At 60.5% G+C, this 18,389-nt stretch carries 18 protein-coding genes, 2 tRNA genes, 4 pseudogenes and 2 other annotated features; of the genes and pseudogenes, 11 read left to right on the plus strand and 13 right to left on the minus strand.

Annotation, left to right across the window (positions count from 1 at the left end; all coding sequences use genetic code 11):
• Positions 1–180: 180 nt before the first annotated feature.
• From CAURIS_RS08065 to CAURIS_RS11700, 3 genes and pseudogenes are all read left to right on the plus strand, one after another.
• On the plus strand, positions 181–372 hold the full coding sequence (locus CAURIS_RS08065; protein ID WP_290341541.1) for a hypothetical protein: 192 nt from the start codon (positions 181–183) through the stop codon (positions 370–372).
• A gap of 247 nt (positions 373–619) precedes the next feature.
• Positions 620–1,405 (plus strand): IS21 family transposase, encoded by a 786-nt coding sequence (gene istA / locus CAURIS_RS08070; protein ID WP_290341542.1) that lies wholly within the window; start codon positions 620–622, stop codon positions 1,403–1,405.
• A 161-nt stretch (positions 1,406–1,566) separates the two neighbouring features.
• Positions 1,567–1,677: pseudogene (locus CAURIS_RS11700) on the plus strand (Mu transposase domain-containing protein); the annotation flags it as partial.
• 138 nt (positions 1,678–1,815) lie between these two features.
• Here CAURIS_RS11700 and CAURIS_RS11615 read toward each other — a convergent pair.
• Positions 1,816–2,013: an integrase core domain-containing protein gene (locus CAURIS_RS11615; RefSeq protein WP_353959262.1), complete on the minus strand. Its 198-nt coding sequence runs from the start codon at positions 2,011–2,013 to the stop codon at positions 1,816–1,818.
• A gap of 418 nt (positions 2,014–2,431) precedes the next feature.
• Between CAURIS_RS11615 and CAURIS_RS08080 the strand changes: the two are divergent.
• Positions 2,432–3,692: pseudogene (locus CAURIS_RS08080) on the plus strand (IS3 family transposase).
• Between the two features lie 206 nt (positions 3,693–3,898).
• On the opposite strand, the gene CAURIS_RS11620 reads toward CAURIS_RS08080, so the two are convergent.
• Complete coding sequence (locus tag CAURIS_RS11620; RefSeq protein ID WP_353959228.1) at positions 3,899–4,006, minus strand: helix-turn-helix domain-containing protein; 108 nt, start codon at positions 4,004–4,006, stop codon at positions 3,899–3,901.
• Between the two features lie 72 nt (positions 4,007–4,078).
• Positions 4,079–4,207, minus strand: a sequence feature (AL1L pseudoknot).
• A 536-nt stretch (positions 4,208–4,743) separates the two neighbouring features.
• Between CAURIS_RS11620 and CAURIS_RS08085 the strand changes: the two genes are divergently transcribed.
• Positions 4,744–5,511 carry an ATP-binding protein gene (locus CAURIS_RS08085; protein ID WP_290341545.1) on the plus strand — a complete coding sequence of 256 codons (768 nt, stop codon included), beginning with the start codon at positions 4,744–4,746 and terminating at the stop codon, positions 5,509–5,511.
• A 183-nt stretch (positions 5,512–5,694) separates the two neighbouring features.
• The gene (locus tag CAURIS_RS08090) at positions 5,695–7,515 is read left to right on the plus strand and encodes a DUF262 domain-containing protein (RefSeq protein ID WP_290341546.1); all 1,821 of its coding nucleotides are present in this window, start codon (positions 5,695–5,697) and stop codon (positions 7,513–7,515) included.
• A 200-nt stretch (positions 7,516–7,715) separates the two neighbouring features.
• Here the strand turns inward: CAURIS_RS08090 and CAURIS_RS08095 are convergent, their stop codons facing one another.
• Complete coding sequence (locus CAURIS_RS08095; RefSeq protein ID WP_353959229.1) at positions 7,716–8,087, minus strand: ATP-binding protein; 372 nt, start codon at positions 8,085–8,087, stop codon at positions 7,716–7,718.
• Here CAURIS_RS08095 and CAURIS_RS08100 point away from each other — a divergent pair.
• Positions 7,987–8,649 (plus strand): IS3 family transposase, encoded by a 663-nt coding sequence (locus CAURIS_RS08100; RefSeq protein ID WP_290341548.1) that lies wholly within the window; start codon positions 7,987–7,989, stop codon positions 8,647–8,649. The two genes, CAURIS_RS08095 and CAURIS_RS08100, sit on opposite strands and share 101 nt — an antisense overlap.
• Positions 8,259–8,388: a sequence feature (AL1L pseudoknot), on the plus strand. (Overlaps the previous gene by 130 nt.)
• A gap of 267 nt (positions 8,650–8,916) precedes the next feature.
• Positions 8,917–9,123: pseudogene (locus CAURIS_RS11625) on the plus strand (hypothetical protein); the annotation flags it as partial.
• Here the strand turns inward: CAURIS_RS11625 and CAURIS_RS08105 are convergent.
• The 3 genes from CAURIS_RS08105 to CAURIS_RS08115 are packed head-to-tail and all read right to left on the minus strand — an operon-like array spanning position 9,049 to position 11,766.
• Complete coding sequence (locus tag CAURIS_RS08105; protein ID WP_290341549.1) at positions 9,049–9,807, minus strand: ATP-binding protein; 759 nt, start codon at positions 9,805–9,807, stop codon at positions 9,049–9,051. The pseudogene CAURIS_RS11625 and the gene CAURIS_RS08105 sit on opposite strands and share 75 nt — an antisense overlap.
• A gap of 3 nt (positions 9,808–9,810) precedes the next feature.
• Complete coding sequence (locus tag CAURIS_RS08110) at positions 9,811–10,371, minus strand: hypothetical protein (protein ID WP_290341550.1); 561 nt, start codon at positions 10,369–10,371, stop codon at positions 9,811–9,813.
• Positions 10,372–10,416: 45 nt separating this feature from the next.
• Positions 10,417–11,766, minus strand: coding sequence for an IS256 family transposase (locus CAURIS_RS08115; protein WP_290341551.1), 1,350 nt, complete (start codon positions 11,764–11,766; stop codon positions 10,417–10,419).
• Between the two features lie 57 nt (positions 11,767–11,823).
• On the opposite strand from CAURIS_RS08115, the pseudogene CAURIS_RS08120 reads away from it, so the two are divergent.
• Positions 11,824–12,066 (plus strand): annotated as a pseudogene (locus CAURIS_RS08120) (ATP-binding protein); the annotation flags it as partial.
• 511 nt (positions 12,067–12,577) lie between these two features.
• Here CAURIS_RS08120 and CAURIS_RS08125 read toward each other — a convergent pair.
• Together CAURIS_RS08125 and CAURIS_RS08130 are read right to left on the minus strand one after the other, a co-directional pair.
• Entirely contained in the window at positions 12,578–13,114 is a 537-nt protein-coding gene (locus tag CAURIS_RS08125) for a hypothetical protein (RefSeq protein WP_290341552.1), read from the minus strand.
• 214 nt (positions 13,115–13,328) lie between these two features.
• Positions 13,329–13,401 (minus strand) — tRNA-Asn (locus CAURIS_RS08130).
• Positions 13,402–13,573: 172 nt separating this feature from the next.
• Between CAURIS_RS08130 and CAURIS_RS08135 the strand changes: the two genes are divergently transcribed.
• Positions 13,574–13,647 (plus strand) — tRNA-Ile (locus tag CAURIS_RS08135).
• Between the two features lie 53 nt (positions 13,648–13,700).
• Positions 13,701–13,958, plus strand: a complete 258-nt coding sequence (locus CAURIS_RS08140) for a hypothetical protein (RefSeq protein ID WP_290341553.1) — start codon at positions 13,701–13,703, stop codon at positions 13,956–13,958.
• Here CAURIS_RS08140 and CAURIS_RS08145 read toward each other — a convergent pair.
• The 5 genes from CAURIS_RS08145 to CAURIS_RS08165 all read right to left on the minus strand — a co-directional run bounded on the left by CAURIS_RS08145 (position 13,955) and on the right by CAURIS_RS08165 (position 18,336).
• Positions 13,955–14,887 carry a Ppx/GppA phosphatase family protein gene (locus tag CAURIS_RS08145; RefSeq protein ID WP_290341554.1) on the minus strand — a complete coding sequence of 311 codons (933 nt, stop codon included), beginning with the start codon at positions 14,885–14,887 and terminating at the stop codon, positions 13,955–13,957. The genes CAURIS_RS08140 and CAURIS_RS08145 overlap by 4 nt on opposite strands.
• Positions 14,884–15,429 carry a DUF501 domain-containing protein gene (locus tag CAURIS_RS08150; RefSeq protein WP_290341555.1) on the minus strand — a complete coding sequence of 182 codons (546 nt, stop codon included), beginning with the start codon at positions 15,427–15,429 and terminating at the stop codon, positions 14,884–14,886. The genes CAURIS_RS08145 and CAURIS_RS08150 overlap by 4 nt, the downstream gene beginning before the upstream one ends.
• Positions 15,430–15,469: 40 nt before the next feature.
• A complete protein-coding gene (locus CAURIS_RS08155) occupies positions 15,470–15,961 on the minus strand; it encodes a septum formation initiator family protein (RefSeq protein ID WP_290341556.1) in 492 nt (163 codons plus the stop codon).
• Positions 15,962–16,158: 197 nt separating this feature from the next.
• A complete protein-coding gene (gene eno, locus CAURIS_RS08160; RefSeq protein ID WP_290341557.1) occupies positions 16,159–17,436 on the minus strand; it encodes a phosphopyruvate hydratase in 1,278 nt (425 codons plus the stop codon).
• Positions 17,437–17,520: 84 nt separating this feature from the next.
• Entirely contained in the window at positions 17,521–18,336 is an 816-nt protein-coding gene (locus CAURIS_RS08165; protein ID WP_435383997.1) for a lytic transglycosylase domain-containing protein, read from the minus strand.
• Positions 18,337–18,389: the final 53 nt, after the last annotated feature.

The raw sequence follows: 18,389 nt of genomic DNA on the forward strand, positions 1-18,389 counted from the left end.
GCCTCAGCGCGGCGCGTGTCCCCTGACGTTACCGAACTCGGGTGCCGCGCCGGCTCGCGGCCGTCCTCACCCACTGGCCGCACAAAAGAAACGACTAACTGATACTTTCCTCATATTCATCACACAACTTATTACACTAGCCAGCGCACCCAACTCACCACGTCTACGCAGGAGGACCTCATGCGCCGATCCACCGTCATTCCCGCCGCCCTTCTCGCAGCCGCCGCGGCGGCCGCGCCTGCCGCCCACGCCAGCCACGCCTTCAACAACCAGGACGCCGCGTTGCGCTGCGAGCACTACACCGTCGAGGACGGCGTGACCATCTGTGTCAACGAGCGCGCACGCGCCGCCCAGCCCGAATGCTGTGTCTGATCTGATGTAGTTGGTCCGGCTCGGCTTGGGAAGTAGGCCGTGTTGGCGGCCTGTTTTGGTCCGTTTCAGCGCGCAAAATTAGGCCACTTCTCCATGTGGCTGTGACTGGTGTGGCCCCTTTTTTGGATAGAGAAAGGGCCATGCCGATAACCATCCCCCAGTAGGTTTCTGTTCCTGAGAAATGTCCCGCCTTCGTTTATTCGCGAGGTCTGGGACGTGGATTTTTCAGGAAAGGACCAGAAAGTAGATGACGATCAGCATGACCACGATCGAAACTATCAGGCAGCTCGATGACGAGGGAATGTCCAGACGAGCGATTGCCAAAGCGGTAAACGTGGCGCGGGCCACGGTCGATAAGTACGTCAATCAGGAAGATTTCAGCCCCACCCCGCCGGTGACGGTGCGTAAACCCGGCTCGATCGTGCTGGGTGAGACGCTGTGCGCCGTGATTGATGGTTGGCTTGAAAATGATCAGCGCATGCCGCGAAAGCAGCGCCACACCGCGCGACGCATTTGCGACCGCCTCGTCGACGAGCACGGATATACCGGCTCGTATTCCCCGGTTCAGCGCTACGTCAAGCAGTGGAAACAGGACCACACATCCCCAGGGGATGGGTTCATGGAGTTGGAATGGTCACCTGGGGTCATCCAGGTCGATTTCGGCCAAGCCGAGGTCGTTATGGCGGGAACTGCTAAGGTGGTGCACCTTTTGGTGGTGACGTTTCCGTACTCGAATATGCGGTTTTGCAGGGCGTTCGCCGGAGAGACCGCTGAGTGCGTTATCACCGGCCTTTTGGACGTCATCGACACCGCCGGCGGGGTGCCGAGAGAGATGGTCTTCGACAACGCCACCGCCATTGGGCGCCGCTTGGGTCACCACCGTGGTGGAATCCGAACTCTTCGCCGCGCTCACAGGCGCACTATCGGACGAAGGCTCGCTACTGCAACCCGTACTCGGGCCATGAGAAAGGCAACGTGGAAAACGCGGTCGGCTTCATCCGGCGCAACCTGTGTGTGCCTGTGCCTGAAGTAGCCAGCCTGGCGGAGCTAAACGACTATCTCAGCTCCGGGTGCGCCGCGTTTGCCGACCAGATCCACTACAAAAAGTCGGCCACGATCGCGGAGCTATTACAACAGGATCAGCAAGCGCTCAAAGCGTGCCCGTCGGTGAGGTTTAACCCGGTGCGCTTCGAAGTGCGCCGCACCGATAAGACCGGGGTCGTCACAGTCGGCGGCAATCGCTACCTTGTGGGCCCTGCCTGGGCGGGAAGGCAAGTCACGGTGGAGCTATCGCATGACACCGTCACCGTCTTAGACGACAACGCCCGACGCATCGTCGCACTGCCACGAGTCTTCGGCACCACAGAGGCAACGGTGATCAACCCACTGAGTGTTTTGCCTTTGTCAAGCCCCGAGTTTTGTAGAGGGTCCTATTGTTGTCGATTAGGCCGCTTGGGTGTTCGCGGTGGTGTATTCCTGATGGGCCTGGCGGGGTGGGCGGTACCCCAGCGCCGAGTGCACACGACGGTTGTTGTACCAGCCGACCCATATCGACGTCGCGACGAGAACATCTCGCAGCCCCGGCCAGGCCCTTCGGTCGATGAGTTCAGCTTTGAATACGGAGTTCAGCGCTTCTGCCATCGCGTTGTCGTAGGAGTCTCCCCGCGAGCCAACCGAGGCGATAACCTGCGACTGAGCCAAGGTCTCTCCGTAGACAACCGACCTGTACTGCACGCCCCTGTCTAAAGTGATGGATCAGCCCGGAGACATCTTCACCGGCGCGCAAGCGCGCTGACAAGGCCATGTCGAGTGCGTCTTTAGCCAGTGATGCTCGCATGTGGTTGGTGATCTGCCAGCCAACAATCTCGCAGGGTATACGCGTCGAGGACGAACGAGGCATACACCCACCCGACTGAACTGCTCCCCATTAGTTGGACTGAGAAATCAGTTGCTAACAACTAGTGGGGAGCATGTTCTTTGAGAGCACGTAGTTCGCTGAGTGAAGTTCAGCGTGAGCAGTTAGTCGACCTTTTCGAGCAGGGAATGGGTTCCAGAGCCGCTGCTCGTGTTGTCGGTGTCTCGAGGGATGCAGCGCGCTGCCTCTATCGCCGTTTCCAACTGCGTGGCAGGCTATGTCTCGTGGAGAAACCGAACAAGCAGCGCTACTCCTTCGAGACGAAGAAGGAGGTTGTGGAACGTCATCTTGCCGGTGAGTCGAAGATGGATCTTGCCCGAGAGTTCAATCTTTCATCCGACCAACTCGTCAAGGACTGGGTGATGAAGTGGCGCAAAGGCGGCGACGAGGCTCTGCGCCCGAAGCCGAAGGGCAGGCCGAAAGGTTCAGGCAAACCGAAGGTGCTTTCTGAGGAAGAAAAGCTTCGCCGCCAGGTTGAACGGCTGGAAGCGGAAAACGCCTACTTAAAAAAATTGCGGGACTTGAGGAACCAGGGACACGCCTAAAAGCCCAGGCGATCGTCATCCTCAAGTCACACCACCGCTTGGAGTACCTCCTGGATGCGGCCGGCATGGCACGCTCGACATTCTTCTACCACCAGAAACGACTCACCGCACCGGATAAACATGCCGAGCTCAAACAGGCGATCCGGGACAGTTTTAAGCGCAACAAACACCGCTACGGCTACCGGCGGGTACTGCTCGACCTTCGGAACCAGGGCTGGATAGTCAACCACAAACTTGTCTTAAAGCTCATGCGCGAGATGGGCTTGAAAGCCAAGATCCGCCAGCGCAGGCCCTACATCTCCTACACAGGCACCACCAGTCACATCGCCGAGAACACACTCGAGCGCAACTTCACCCCGGATAAACCCAACTCTGTTTTCGTCAGCGACGTCACCGAGTTCAAGGTCGCCGGCCGCAAGGTGTATCTCTCACCGGTGATGGACCTGTTCGACCGCGTAATCGTCGCCCACACAGTGGCCACATCGCCAACCACAGCCTTGACCTCGGCCTCGTTGGCGCAGGCGATCGAAGCGTGTGCTCCAGAGCCGGGCTGGATGATCCACACCGATCAAGGATTCCAATACCAGCACTCATCCTGGCGCACCCTGATTAGCCAGCACCATGGAGTCCAGTCAATGTCACGCAAAGGCAATTGCTACGACAACGCAGTCATGGAGAACTTCTTCGGCCACCTGAAAACCGAAATGTTCCACGGAGAAGTCTTCGACAACATTGAGCAATTCACCGCCGCGGTCGACGAGTACATCCAGTGGTACAACACGCAACGCCTCCAACAACGACTCAAGGGCCTGACCCCGATGCAATACCGGGATCAGACCCTTGAAACCCTAACCGCCTAGAATTAAACCAGTCCAACTTTCGGGGGCCAGTTCAGACACGCGTGGGGATGTATGTGATGTCCGCAACCCACAGCCGGTTCGGCGCATCGACACAAAAGTCGCGTTTCACCAGGTCGAACGGGCAGTTATCGGGGGCAGCGCTCACGGGTGGAAGGCCTTTTCCTCCGGCGCCGGATACCACGGATGCCTTCGAGCGCCATGAGGCGCTAGGCGGTGCACCGGGCGACGTGACCGACATCGCCTTGGCGATTGATCTCAGCCCATAGTGTGCGCGCTCCATAGCAGGAGTAGTTGTCGTCGTAGATAGCACGCAACGCTTTGCGTAGTTGTCGGTCGCGGATAGATCGAGATGATTCAGGCCGGGATTTGTAGGCGTAGTAGGTGCTCAGGGCGATTCTCGCGTTGGTTGCTGAAAGGGCGCGAATAATCGGCTCGACCCCGAATTCCTCCCGGTTGTCGTCGATGAACCGGACGACTACGTGTGTGGGCGCTCACACTCCGCCGCGAAAAAAGCTGATGCTCTTTTCAAAATCTCGTTGGCGCGCTTCGCTTCAATCAGTTCAGCCCGCAGTCTGCGGTTTTCTGCTGCAAGATCCACCGATTCAGCCGGGGTTGTCGCGCCGGATTGTTTATGAGCGCGGACCCAGCCGCGCAGAGTTTCCTTGACTGATTCCGAGCTCGACAGCGATGCGGGATATCGCACCACGAGACGTAGCAGGGTCAGCTTGCGCGTGCAGCACCAGTTCGATGGCGCGCTGCTTCAACTTAAGGAGTGTACTTCGAGGGCATGTGTAGGGCTCCTTTTCCACATCCCTACCCTCCATTAAACCCGGGGCGAACCAGTGTCATATACCGCAGTCAGAAACATGATGGCCGCTGTCCGCAAGGAACACGCAACCCGACCACGCGGGTTTGACCAGCCCCCGCGCAGCACCACAACCAACCAACCCGCCCGGCCTGTAGCCGCTGACCGGGACACCACCGGCGCGTTCCTTGGCGGTGCAGACCAGTTCAGCATGGACAACCTCGCTAAGAAAGGAAACTAAAACCCATGTCCTCACCAACCCCGCCAACAGATCGCTTCCTTGACGAATCCGTCCTGGCCGACTTCACCGCACTGCGGATGACTGCCTTCGGCAGAAGCGTCATCGATATCGCCAACGATCCCGCCTTCGACACGTGGACGTTTTCCCAAAAGGTGCTTTACGCACTCGATAAAGAAGTTGCAGCCAGGCGTGAACGACGCATCAGCAAACTGCTTAAAGCATCCCGATCGCCAAACCTTGATGCTTGCCTTGAAAACGTGGTGTGCACGCCTGACCGCAACATCAACCCCGAGCAAGTCAGCAGACTCGCTCACGGACAATGGTGCCACCTGGGCCAAAACATCGTCATCCTGGGCAAATCCTCAGTTGGTAAAACCTACCTCGCCCAAGCACTCATCACCGCAGCATGCCGCAACGACTACTCCGCACGGTTCTACCGCACCGACATGCTCGCCGCCGAACTGGCAGTCCTCCAACCCGATAACCCCACACGGCTGAAGTTCATCCAGCAACTCCACGACGTCGACGTCCTGGTCCTGGATGACTTTCTCACCACACCTGTTGACGCCGCGACCGCGCACCAACTACTCAATATCCTCGCCGGGCGGGAACGCAAAGTCTCAACCGTTGTGACCTCACAGTTCACCCCACACGAGTGGTACAAGTCCATCCCCGACGCCGTGATCTCCGAGTCAATCCTCAACCGACTCGTCTCCGGCGCCGAAATCATCACACTCGAAGGACCAAACATGCGCCTGACCACCAACGCATAACAACCGGCAACGCCTGAGTGAGATACCGCTACCGGGTACCCACTCAGGCGCTACCAGATACTCACCACACCGCTACCATTTCGGTCTTCTGAACAACCGTAGTATGCTGTATCATCAGTATAACTAAGGCAGGAAAGCAGCCTATGCCTTAGGCCAGTGAATCGACAGGAAGCGACGTATAAAATGCCCTCCAATAACCTCGATCTTTCCGTCAAAGGAACTACCGTACAGTCTATCTTCCGAGACTTTTTGGATGACAAGTTTGAGGTCAACCGCCATTACCAGCGGAAACTAGTTTGGACGCTGAGGGAAAAAGAGTATTTAATCAACTCGATTGTGAACGAGCTACCGATTCCACTGATTTTGCTAGCAAAGGATCCAAGCGGCAAATATGAAATCGTCGACGGGCTCCAAAGGCTGAACGCAATTATAGGCTTTCTTAGAAACGAATTCCCCCTCGATGGCAAGTACTTCGATTTGAAGCGTCTCGGTGACACCAAGGCTCTCTTGGACAGTGGAGAAATTCAGCAAGGATACCCGGTTCTTTCCGAAGAGGAATGCCGCAATGTATTCAATTACGAACTTCCTGTTTCCATTTACACAACGAGTGATGATGGTGAAGTCGAGGAAGTCTTCCGAAGGATAAACTCTTCTGGTAGGCACCTAAGCCGTCAAGACATCCGACAAGCCGGGGCGACGGGCGAGCTACCCTCGCTAGTACGTCGGATAGCTTCCGAGATTAGGGGTGACGTCAGCTTCTCCGACCTAGTTCCACTTTCCAAAATGGGGGAAATAAGTATCACCGAAGGCTCTCCGGACGGCCGAGGGGTCCCTGTCTCGAACATTTTCTGGGTAGCGAACGGCATTTTAGACGTCGACGCGATTCGCGAATCAAAGGACGAAGAGCTCATTCTCGACATACTGTTGGACGTTCTAAGCTCGCGGCAGGTGGCTACCGAGGCGAGGCAACGCGACCTGTCTTATGGCATCAATAGAGAAAAAAATGCGAATACGCTGCATCAACAAATCTCCAATTCGATAGTCAATCTCGGCGCCGAACAAATCGTCACAAATTTCCTGCTCACTTTTGAAGTAATCAAAGAGCTGCTTGAGGAAAGCGGTAAAAGCTGGAGAGATTTAACCTCACCCGGCACCCGCTCGAAATTGACAGGACGCTATTTCCAGCTAATTTTTGTCCCCCTTTACAAACAGACGGTTGACAAAAATAGCGTAGTCGCTGACCGCGAAGGACTCCTTCGCGCGATGGATAACTTTTGGGATCAGACTAAGATCGACGTTCCAAAGGGGGGCGGAACGCTTGCGATCAAAGATAAAGATCGTATCTACAAGCAGGTAACAGCGCACATCGAACCGTATTTCACGTTGGGGAGCACAGAATTAGCTGAGGAGACAAGTTTGCGGCTTCTCAATTTCGAGGGAAACCTAATGCGATCTAAGACCGAATCGTCAGCATTCGAATTGAAGCTGGGGATAACCAATCTCGAAAATGGGAAATTAAACTCAAAACTTCTAGATAAACTTCCAAAAATCGCCACTGCTATCGCAAATACACACCCCAGCGGCGCCGGCTCCATTTATTTAGGGGTTACCGACGATAGTGCAGTTGCCTCGCGTATAGAGGAGCGGGGTTATCATTGCATACGGGTCAATGGTTTTTATATTCCAGGAATCCGCTGGGAACTTGATCATCACAATCTTGCGATCGAGGACTACCAAGTGAGAATCCAAAACGCTTTCAGCAAGCTCGCGAGCAAAGCAAATGCGCCACAGCTAAGAAACGTAATTGTGGAGATATTCGACTACAAGGGGAAAGATATCGTCGCAGTGCGGTTCCCCAAGATAAAAGAGCCGATTCAAATCGACGGCACTTTCTTCGTGAGACATGGTTCTCATCTGGAAAAGGTCGGTGCAGCCCAAATCGTAGAGTTCATTAGGGATTTCGACTCAAGCGGTAGTAAGGATTGGAAAGCTGAACTTCGATAGCAGATTGGCGCAGCTTTCCGTGTGCTACTAATCTCCTCGCGCTGTATACGCCCCTTATTCTATGGTTTCATGGAATTCTGAAATACGACTCAAACGTCGAATGTTAGGACCACATGTTTAGTAACGGTGTGGTGAGTATCGGGTAACGCCCGGGTGAGTATCGAGTAACACCCGGGCGTTTTGGGGTTTCGGTGGGGTTATTAGGCCAGTCGCATGTTGGTGCCGTCGAGTGTGATGATTTCGGCGCCGGCGACGAGTCGGTTGAGGATGGATTCGGCGATGACGGCATCCGGGATGGATTTGTACCACTCGTCGGGTGTGAACTGGGATGTCACGATGGTGGATCCGCGGGGTTCGCGCTCTGCGAGGATGTTGAGCAGTTGGTGTGCGGTAGCGGCATCGATTGGGGTGGTCAGGATGGTTCGCCCCGGGTTTAATGGAGGGTAGGAATTTGGAAAAGGAGCCCTACACATGCCCTCGAAGTACTCGCCTGAGTTGAGGCAGCGCGCCATCGAACTGGTGCTGCACGCGCAAGCTGACCCTGACACGTCTCGTGGTGCGATATCCCGCATCGCTGTCGAGCTCGGAATGAGCAAGGAAACTCTGCGCGGCTGGGTCCGCGCTCATAAACAATCCGGCGCGACAACCCCGGCTGAATCGGTGGATCTTGCAGCAGAAAACCGCAGACTGCGAGCTGAATTGATTGAAGCGAAGCGCGCCAACGAGATTTTGAAAAGAGCATCAGCTTTTTTTCGCGGCGGAGCTCGACCGCCCACACACGTAGTCGTCCGGTTCATCGACGACAACCGGGAGGAGTTCGGGGTCGAGCCGATTATTCGCGCCTTGGCGGCAACCGACGCGAAAATCGCCCTGAGCACCTACTACGCCTACAAATCCCGGCCTGAATCATCTCGATCTATCCGCGACCGACAACTACGCAACACTTTGCATGCCATCTATGACGACAACTACTCCTGCTATGGAGCGCGCAAACTATGGGCCGAGATCAACCGCCGAGGCGACTTCGGTCACGTCGCCCGGTGCACCGTTGAGCGCCTCATGGCACTCGAAGGCATCCGTGGTATCCGGCGCCGGAAGAAAAGGCCTTCCACCCGTGAGCGCTGCCCCCGATAACTGCCCATCCGACTTGGTCGAGCGCGACTTTTGTGTCGATGCGCCGAACCGGCTGTGGGTCGCGGATATCACATACATCCCCACGCGTGTCGGGTGGGTGTATGCCTCGTTCGTTCTCGACGCGTATACCCTGCGAGATTGTTGGCTGGCAGATCACCAACCACATGCGCACGTCACTGGCTAAAGACGCACTCGACATGGCCTTGTCAGCGCGCTTGCGCGCCGGTGAAGATGTCTCCGGGCTGATCCATCACTTTAGATAGGGGCGTGCAGTACAGGTCGGTCGTCTACGGAGAGACCTTGGCCAAGTCGCAGGTTATCGCTTCGGTTGGCTCGCGGGGCAGACTCCTGAGACAACGCGATGGCAGAAGCGCTGAACTTCAGTGTTCAAAGCTGAACTCATCGACCATAGGACCCGGCCCCTGGCCGGGGCTGCGAGATGTTCTCGTCGCGACGTCGACATTGGTCGGCTGGTACAACAACCGCCGCTTGCACTCGGCGCTGGGATACCGCCCGCCCCGCCAGGCCCATCAGGAATACACCGCCGCGAACACCCAAGCGGCCTAATCGACAACAATAGGACCCTCTACAAAACTCGGGGCTTGACAGGAAGTCGTCGAGGACTAACACGTCTGTGTGGTGGAGGTCTTCGAGGAATGTGATGCGGGCTGGGTCGTCGTGTTTGAGCACGGCGAGGTGGTTGGAGAGTGTGTCGGTGCGGAAGAAGCGTGCGGAGTAGTCGTTTCGGCACGCCGCGGTGAGCAGTGCTTGGGCGAGGTAGGTCTTGCCGACGGAGGATTTGCCCAGGATGACAATGTTTTGTGCGCTTTGGCACCATCGGCAGTGAGCGAGTCGGGTGATTTGCTCTTTGTTGATGGTGCGGCCGGGCGTGTAGGTGATGTCTTCGATACAAGCATCGGGATTTGGCGATCGGGATGCTTTGAGCAGTTTGTTGACTCGCCTCTCACGCTTGGCCGCTACCTCTTTGTCGAGTGCGTAGAGCACTTTGTCGGAGAAGCTCCAGTCGTCGAATGCGGGATCGGCGGCGATGTCGATGACGCTTTGTCCGAAGGCGGTCATGCGCAGGTCGGTAAAGACCGGCAGGACTGATTCGTCGAGGAAGCGGGCAGATGCTGATGCTGGTTGTGGGTGGGGCATGGGTTATGCAGATCCCTTCTTGGTGAGGTTTTCGAGGCTGAACTGGGCAGCACCACCGAGGTAGGCGCCGCGTGTGTCACGCGCTGTCGGCGCAGGTACGTCTTGGGTGGGTCTGCTTGTTGGCAGATCGGTTGAAAGGTCAGTGCCTGTAGGCCGTGTGGAGGTGTCTTTGCGCACGGCGGCCATCATGTTTTTCACCGCGGTATACGACACAGCACGCCTGGCGCCGTCGGTGGACACCAACCGCCTGCAGGCTTCTTCGAGGATTGGTTTGTTGGTGTGTTTGCCCATGTTGAACACGTTGCGGCACGCTTGGTACGCCTGGGCAGGGATCGCTTTGGCTTCGATGAGCTCGGCAATCACCTGGCGGGTGGCCGGCCCGATTTTGGCGGCTTCGCGCAGGAAGTACTCGCTTGTCCACAACCCACGGGTGTCACCCATGTTCGCCGGGATGTGGTCGGTGTCGGTGACATACACCCCGCGGGCACGTGCGAGTTGGTGGGTGGCCACACGCTGCCCGGCGTCGAAGACGGCGAGACTGTCACCGGTGATACGCACATCCACGGTGCGGCCCGAGAGTGTCGGTTTGTTTGTGTGTGGGGGCTTGGTTTACAGGTAGTTGGCGAACCGGTCTGGGTAGGCCACGGATAGTTGGTTGATGGCTTGTTTCCATCCGGTGGTTTTCGCCCCTTCAATATAGCCGTTGCAGTCGATTGCCCGCTTCGCTTTTTTCGCGCGTTGGGCGGCGCGTTTGTCTTCGATGTTGCAGACCATCAACCACAGCGTTTTCAACGCCGCAGCATCCGTGGGGAATTGGCCGCGGTTGCGGGTCGCTTTCCGCAGCTCAGCGTTAAGCGACTCGATGGCATTGGTGGTGTAGAGCACCCGGCGAGCTGCAGGCGGGAACTGCAGAAACGGTATAAATCTCTCCCATGCGTCGCGCCAGACTTTCACCGACTGGGGGTACTTCTTACCCAGTTCCGAGGCTTCGAAGGCATCGAGTGCGGCGCAAGCGGCGTCCTCGTTCGGTGCGGTGTAGACCTTGCGCAGTGCGCTGGATACGGGTTTGCGGTCCTTATAGGACACCCACCTGTTGGCGGCCCGGATCAGGTGCACGATGCAGGTTTGTACCATCGAGTTCGGCCAGGTCGCTTCTACGGCCTCGGGCAGGCCTTTGAGCCCGTCGCAGCAGACGATGAACACGTCATTGACTCCACGGTTCGCCAGGTCCGCGCACACGGATGCCCAGAATGCAGCCCCTTCATTATCGGCGATCCACAGGCCCAGGATGTGTTTGGTCCCGTCTATGTCGATGCCAACAGCCATGTAGCAGGCTTTATTGACCACCCGGTGACCGTCGCGGATTTTCACCCGTAGCGCGTCGAGAAAAATGACCGGGTAGAACTCGTCGAGCTGACGGTTTTGCCACACCATCACCTCATCGAGGACCGCATCGGTGATGGTGCTGATGGTATCCGGGCTGATGTCCACCCCCAGGGTCGATGCCAGGTGGTGCTGGATATCGCGTACCGTCATTCCGCCGGCGTAGAGCGAGACGATCATGTCGTCGAGCTCGGTCAGTCGGCGTGCCCCTTTCGGCACCATGACCGGGTGAAACGTGCCCGCTCTATCCCGAGGCACTGTGATATCCACCGGGCCGTAGCCGGTGCCCACAGTTTTGGTGTACGACCCGTTGCGGTGATTGCCACCGTTTGAGGGGTTTACCTGGGCTTTGGCCGCGCGATCGGAGTGTCCGTACCCCAAATGGGCGTCCATCTCCGCCTGCAGACCTGCGTTGATCGAGGCTTGCAATAGACCTTTGACCAGGTCGCTGGCATCGTCGACGGAGGTCGATAGCTCGCCGATCAGTGCGGCGATTTCCGGGTTTTCCATCAGCTTCGCGCTGATCTCGTTGACCCTGCTCGGGTCATGGCCTTTCTTCGGTGACACGGTAGTCATTATCAGTGAAACTCCTTCTGGATCAGAGCCTCACACACAAAACACCTGACACCCTCTGATTTCCTGACCATTGGAATCAACCAACGCGGGCAAGAAGACCTAACGAAGATCATATTCGACCGCGATGGCAGGCTGCCGACGATCATCGTTTCCCAAACCACTGCCGCATATTGGGTACAAAAACTTCCCGACCCAGTAGCAGCTGACTCCCTCGTGAGCAGACTCAACACCGGCCAACGCGTCGAACTCGGTGAATACGACATGCGCCACTTCCTAGCCACCCAACCAGAAACCGAGTAACACACCACCATCAACAGGCCCCGCGACGAACTGCAGCCCCAAGCCGTCGCGGGGCCCTACCAACTACCCGGAATCCAGCCCTACCACCGTTTCGGAATACCCCTACCAACTACGCGCACTCAGCATTTAACTCGGCGATGTCACGAAAGGTTGCCCCGAGGGAATCCGAAGAAATGGACTGCTTACCAGTGTCAAACAGGGCTGGGCGAGCAATCAAGAGGACACATACAAGTACAGCCGAAACCGCAAGAAAAGCGAAGACGGCGCGGGAGACGCGTTTAACTGGCACAAGCTCTCCTCGGTGTAGGGGCCGGGCGACGAAAAGGGCAATAACAGCACACGCTACGGTTCTGTAAAGTTAACGGGGAACATATCGCCGGAACGGTGCTCCCGCCGAGCTTTGACGGGGTAAGTGACGCAGCTTTAGGCGGTGGCATCGGCCCCCGATCTTCCTGCGGCGCCATCAGAAAAACGCCCCCCCCTTGACCCGCCGAGCCAGCAGTGAGCCCTTCTATACGGGCGTCACCGCTCCCCCGAGAAAGAACAACACCAACGAGATGGCGGCGATGATGCCCCACCTACGGTCCATTGGCGTCGGCTGTGCCTCCTCGCCCATGCCATTTGCCACCACGTCGTAGCCGTCCCCGAGCATTGCCTTGAGCTCCTTGTTCCTCCTGGCGCGCTCTCCCCACTCCACGAGCGCCTTTCGATCCTCGCGCTCGCACCGCAGCCACCACACCCCCGGTAGCAATATCGCCGCGCCCACCGCGATCGAGCCCACAACTCCGGCGAATCCGCCCGGGCTTCCCGGCGAACCCACTATGAGGATCGCCCCAATAGCGATGCCCACCCACGACAGCGTCTTACGCGTGCGCACCGTTTTGGCTGTACGGCCCTTGTAGTCGCGTTCCGCCACCGGCCCGTAATTGCCGACGGGCACCGGCGCGGCGATGTAGTTGTTCACCCCAAACGAGGGGTTCTCGGTGCCGAAGTTCTCATTCGGATTGCCCGGCTCCTGAGGCGTCGCGGGGCGCTGCTCATTGCTCATGGTTTTCCTTCCCGGCAGCTGTGGGGATCCCCTAAAAGCTAGCCGAACGAGACGCCTCCGACAACATATCGGCTCGCTCACAGGCTGGTTCCTCTATCGCGCTCCGGTTCCGCAGGTCGGCCGCGCTCTTCGCTCCAGTCAGAATCGACGCGGCCAAGCTGTCCTGCATAAAACTAGAGCCCCCACTCTTACGAGTGGGGGCTGCCATGTTCTGCTCCTCCAACTGGGCTCGAACCAGTGACCCTTCGATTAACAGTCGAATGCTCTGCCAACTGAGCTATGGAGGAATATTTCGCCGCAATCGCTTGCAACGTTGAGTAACTATAGCCACGCCCCCTTAAAACCGCCAAATCGCTCCGTGAGCTGCACTTTTAGCGGCACCCCGGGCAGTCCCGACAGAAGGCGACCCCGGTTATCCGGCAGGCGCGTGGGGGCGCTAGAATCGGTGTACTTTGATTGGGGGCTATAGCTCAGTCGGTTAGAGCCGCGGACTCATAATCCGCTGGTCGCGGGTTCGAGCCCCGCTGGCCCCACACCACGCTTGCCCGCAGCGCCGCTGTGGGCTGCCTTAGGTAGGATAGTCCGCATGATTCAGTTCGTTGTCGGCGCAGCCGCCGGGTACGTGTTCGGCACGAAGGCGGGCAGGAAGCGCTATCACCAGATCGTCGACGCGACCCGCGCCGTCGTCAACTCCCCCGTCACGCAGCAGGTGGTGCGTTCCGGGCGCAAGGCCATCGCCAACAAGCTCGACCCGGAGCCGCGTATGCGCGAGGTGAAAGACCTCAAGCGCGGCAAGGGCACAACCCAGACCGGGGACCAGATCTTGGAGCCCGACGAGGACTAAAGCAGGCTGGCCACGATCCCGTCGAGGATGTCCTTTTCGCTGATCACCACGCTGTCTACCCCTGCCTGCTCGCGGGCGAGCGCGAGGACTTCCTCGACAACCACGGATCCCGCGGCGATCACGTCGGCGCGCCCGGGGTGGACCACAGGGTTCTCGCGGCGCTGCGCGGACGTCTGGGCGCGAAGGGCTGTGGTGGTGGCCACGAGGTCGTCGATAAGCAACTGCGAAAGGTGGATACGGGCGGGGTCGTAGGTGGCTAGGCCCTGGGTGAGCGCGGAGAGCGTGGTGAAGGTGCCGGCGCAGCCGACGAAGGTGCGCACGCCCTCGAAGAGGGGCGCAACGTCAGCGAGGGCGCCGCGGACGTACTCGCGGGCCGCGTCGGTCTCCTCCGCCGTGGGCGGGTCGGAACGCATGAAGCGCTCGGTGAGGCGCACGCAGCCCATCTGGGTGGAAACGGCCCCGGCCGGGGTGACGAATTCCGTCGACCCGCCGCCCAGGTCGATGACGCAGAACGGGCCGCGGCTGGCGTCGAGGTCCGCGGTCGCCCCGGCGTACGACAGGGCCGCCTCCTCCTCGCCGCTGATCACGTCCGCGTGCTTGCCCAGCTCGACCTGCCCGAGCAGCGCGCGCGTCATGCCGAAGAAGTCCTTCTTGTTGCTGGCGTCCCGGGTGGCGGAGGTAGCGACCATCCGCACGCGGGTGACACCGGCGTCCAGCATGTCGTCGACGTAGGCAGCCAGCGCCACGCGCGTGCGCTCAATCGCGTCGGGGTGCAGCCTGCCCGTCTCGTCGACGCCCTGGCCCAAGCGGACGATCGTGTTCTTCCGGGTGAGCTCTTTCAGCGTGCCGTCCGGGGCGACCTCGCTGATGAGCAGGCGAATGGAGTTCGTGCCGCAGTCGACGCCCGCGAGGCGCAGGTTCTGTGTCATGCCAGCCCCTCCCCTGCCTCGTCGAGCGTGATGCCCAGTTCCTCGAGAGTGGGCCACTGTTCCGGGATTGCGCTGCCGCGCAACCCGCCGTGCTCCGCGGCCAGCGCCACCGCCTCCGTGCCCAGGCGAAAGTGCTGCGGGCCTTCGGCGAGCGCGTAGGCGATGAGCACGTGCAGGCACTTCACCCGCTCCGGCATGCCCCCGCCGGAGAAGTCGGTGCCCAGGTCCTCGATCGCGTTGCGGGTAGCCAGGTAGTGCTCGTGGGCGTTGCGGTAGTCCTGCCGCAGCGCCTCGTCGACGGCCAGGCGGGCCTCCATCCACTTCATCACCTGGGCCACCTCCAAACGGCTGGCCTCGGCGGTGAGGCGGGGGTCTGTGAGGTAGTAGAGGGTGGGGAACGGGGTGCCGTCGTCGAGCTTGGGCGCGGTGGTAACAACGGCCGGCTCGCCGTCGGGGGTGCGGTAGGCGACGGCGAGCACCCCGCGCGGGGTGCGGCCGAGCTGCTCTGTGACGGTGGCGATGTCTTCCTGAGCGACAGTCATGGTCGCGATGTTACTCGCGCGCGGGGCGGGCCGAGCGCCGCTACTGTTCCTCGGGCGCCTCCCGGAGACTGTCCAGCAGCACGCGCGGCCACGGCCGCGTATCGGGGGTCTCGTCGGTGGTGATCGACTCGCCGTGAGACATCCGCGGGTCGATCACCCGCCACGCGGTCTCCCCCGGCTCAATCATCCCGAGACGCCGGCGCGCTTCCTGCTTGATGAACTCCTCGTCGCGGTAGCGCGCAATGTCGCCCTCGAGCGCCTCCTTTTCGCGCTCCAGCTCGCTTATCGACGCCTCCAGGCGCGCGATCTCGCTGCGCCCCTCGTAGTAGTTACGCAGGGGCACCACCACCGCAGCGAGCACCAGGAGCACGACCGCGATGATCACCAGCAGGCCCGTGATGCCGCCCTGGACAGGAGCCTTCCGCGCCCTTTTCTTCCCCTCACGCGCCTGGTCGCGGGAGGTCACCGGCACCTGGGTCGCTTTGCGACGCGGGCGGCGGCGTGGCTGATGTCCTGTGGCGCGTGAGGTCATAGTGAGTTCAGAGTCTAGCCGGTCCTCGGTCTGCGGCGGGGAGCCGCCGCTCCGCACGCGGGCTGAGGGGGAGCTACAGCAAACCCCGACTTCCACACCCCGATTGTTCGCCATCACGGCGCAGGCGCTGCAAGGGCAATGGCGAGAAGTCGGGATGTGGAAGTCGGGGTTTGGCGCAGCAGGGGCCGGGCCCGCGCTTACTTGGTGAAGCGCGGGAAGGCGGCGCGTCCGGCGTACACGGCGGCGTCGCCAAGCTGCTGCTCGATGCGCAGGAGCCGGTTGTACTTGGCCACGCGCTCGGAGCGGGCGGGCGCGCCGGTCTTGATCTGGCCGCAGCCAAGGGCGACCGCGAGGTCAGCGATGGTGGTGTCTTCCGTCTCGCCGGAGCGGTGGGACATCATGGTGCGGTAGCCGTTGCGGTGCGCGAGGTCGACGGCGTCGAAGGTCTCGGACAGGGTGCCGATCTGGTTGACCTTGACCAGCAGCGCGTTGGCTGCGCGCCGCTCGATGCCCTGGGCCAGGCGCTGCGGGTTGGTGACAAAGAAGTCGTCACCGACGATCTGCACCTTGTCGCCGAGCTTTTCGGTGAGGGTGACGTAGCCGTCCCAGTCGTCCTCGTCGAGCGGGTCCTCGATGGAGACGATCGGGTACTTCTCCACGAGGTCTGCGTAGACCTGGATCATCTCCTCGGAGCTGTGCTGGCCTCCCTCGAAGTTGTAGGTGCCGTTTTCGTAGAACTCGGAGGAGGCGACGTCGAGGGCCAGTGCGATGTCGGAGCCCAGCGCGTAGCCGGCCTTCTCCACGGCCTCAACGATCAGGTCCAAGGCTTCCGCGGTAGACCCCACGGAGGGGGCGAAGCCGCCCTCGTCGCCGAGGCCGGTGGACAGGCCCTTTGCCTTGATCACGGACTTCAGCGCGTGGTAGACCTCGGCGCCCATGCGCAGGGCCTCCGCGAAGGTCGCGGCGCCGAGGGGGGCAATCATGAACTCCTGGACATCGACTCCCGAGTCGGAGTGCGCGCCACCGTTGAGGATATTCATCATCGGCACCGGCAGGACGTGGGCGTTCGGGCCGCCGATGTAGCGGTAGAGCGGCAGGTCAGCGGCTTCCGCGGCGGCACGGGCGACGGCCATGGAGACGCCGAGGATGGCGTTGGCGCCGAGGCGGGACTTGTTATCGGTGCCGTCGAGCTCGATCATCGCGAGGTCGACGAGGCGCTGGTCATCGGCCTCGACGCCGACCAGCGCGTCGGCGATCTCCTCGTTGACGTTTTCCACGGCCTTAAGCACGCCCTTGCCGCCGTAGCGCTCGTCTTCGTCGCGAAGCTCATGCGCCTCGTGCTGGCCCGTCGACGCGCCGGAGGGGACACCGGCACGGCCGTGCGAACCGTCGTCGAGGAAAACCTCCGCTTCGACGGTGGGGTTGCCGCGGGAATCCATGATCTCGCGGGCGAAAACGTGAATGATGTCGGCCACAGGGCACACTCCTTCGGGGCTGAGAAAACACAGGGTTTGTCCAGCGCCCTATTCTTGCAGAAACACCCCGCGCGCGTCTCCCCCTCACCGCGTGGCGGACTGGTTCACCGCGTAGTTCGCCGCGGCGTTGCGCACCTTCACCACGTACTCCGAGGAGTTGTTGTAGGACAGCACGGCTTCCTGCCACCCCTCCGGAGTGGCCAGGTCGCGGCCGTTCGAGCACAAAAGGCTCGCGGCGCCCAAGGCGGCGTCGTCGATCTGCTGCGGGTCCGCGTGGCCGTCGCCGTTCGCGTCGCGGCCGTGGATGCGCCACGAACCAGGAATGAACTGCATGGGTCCGACGGCTCGGTCGAACTCGGTATCGCCGTCGAGCTCACCCCCGTCCGTGTCCTCGATGCGGGCGAAGCCGGTCGAGCCATCCAGGGCGGGGCCAACGATGGCAGGCGTGGCGTAGCCGTTGTCGTCGAGCCTGCCCGGCTCGAAGGTGCGGCCCGTGTAGGTGCCGTGGCGGGTCTCCACCCAGCCGATGCCGGCCAGCGTGTTCCAGCTCAGGTTGCACGCGGGCCAGGCCTCCGCGGCGATGAGGGCGGCGTTGCCGTAGGCGCGGACGGCCTGGGGGTCCATGCCGGTGGCCTGGGAGATCGGCGCCGCCCAGTCAGCGAGCTGGTCGGCGGTGCGGCCGGGCGCGTGGACGTCGATAGGCGGCGGCGGTGTCGCCACAGCGGGCGGGACATCCGCGGGAATCGGCTGGCGGTTCGCGCCGGGGGTTGGGGATTCGAAGATGGAAAACAGCAGGCCGGTCAGGGCGATGATCACCACGATGGCCATGACCACGCCGACGACGCCGGCGCAGCCGCAGCCCGCGGAGATGGGGTTGCGTCCGTGTCGGGGTGGGGTCATGGGGGCGTAGTGTACCGGCCCCGGCACCCCGTCCACGAACCGCTACCTTGTTG

Origin of the sequence: Corynebacterium auris, from assembly GCF_030408575.1 — a bacterium.
In the GTDB taxonomy this organism is placed as follows: domain Bacteria; phylum Actinomycetota; class Actinomycetes; order Mycobacteriales; family Mycobacteriaceae; genus Corynebacterium; species Corynebacterium auris.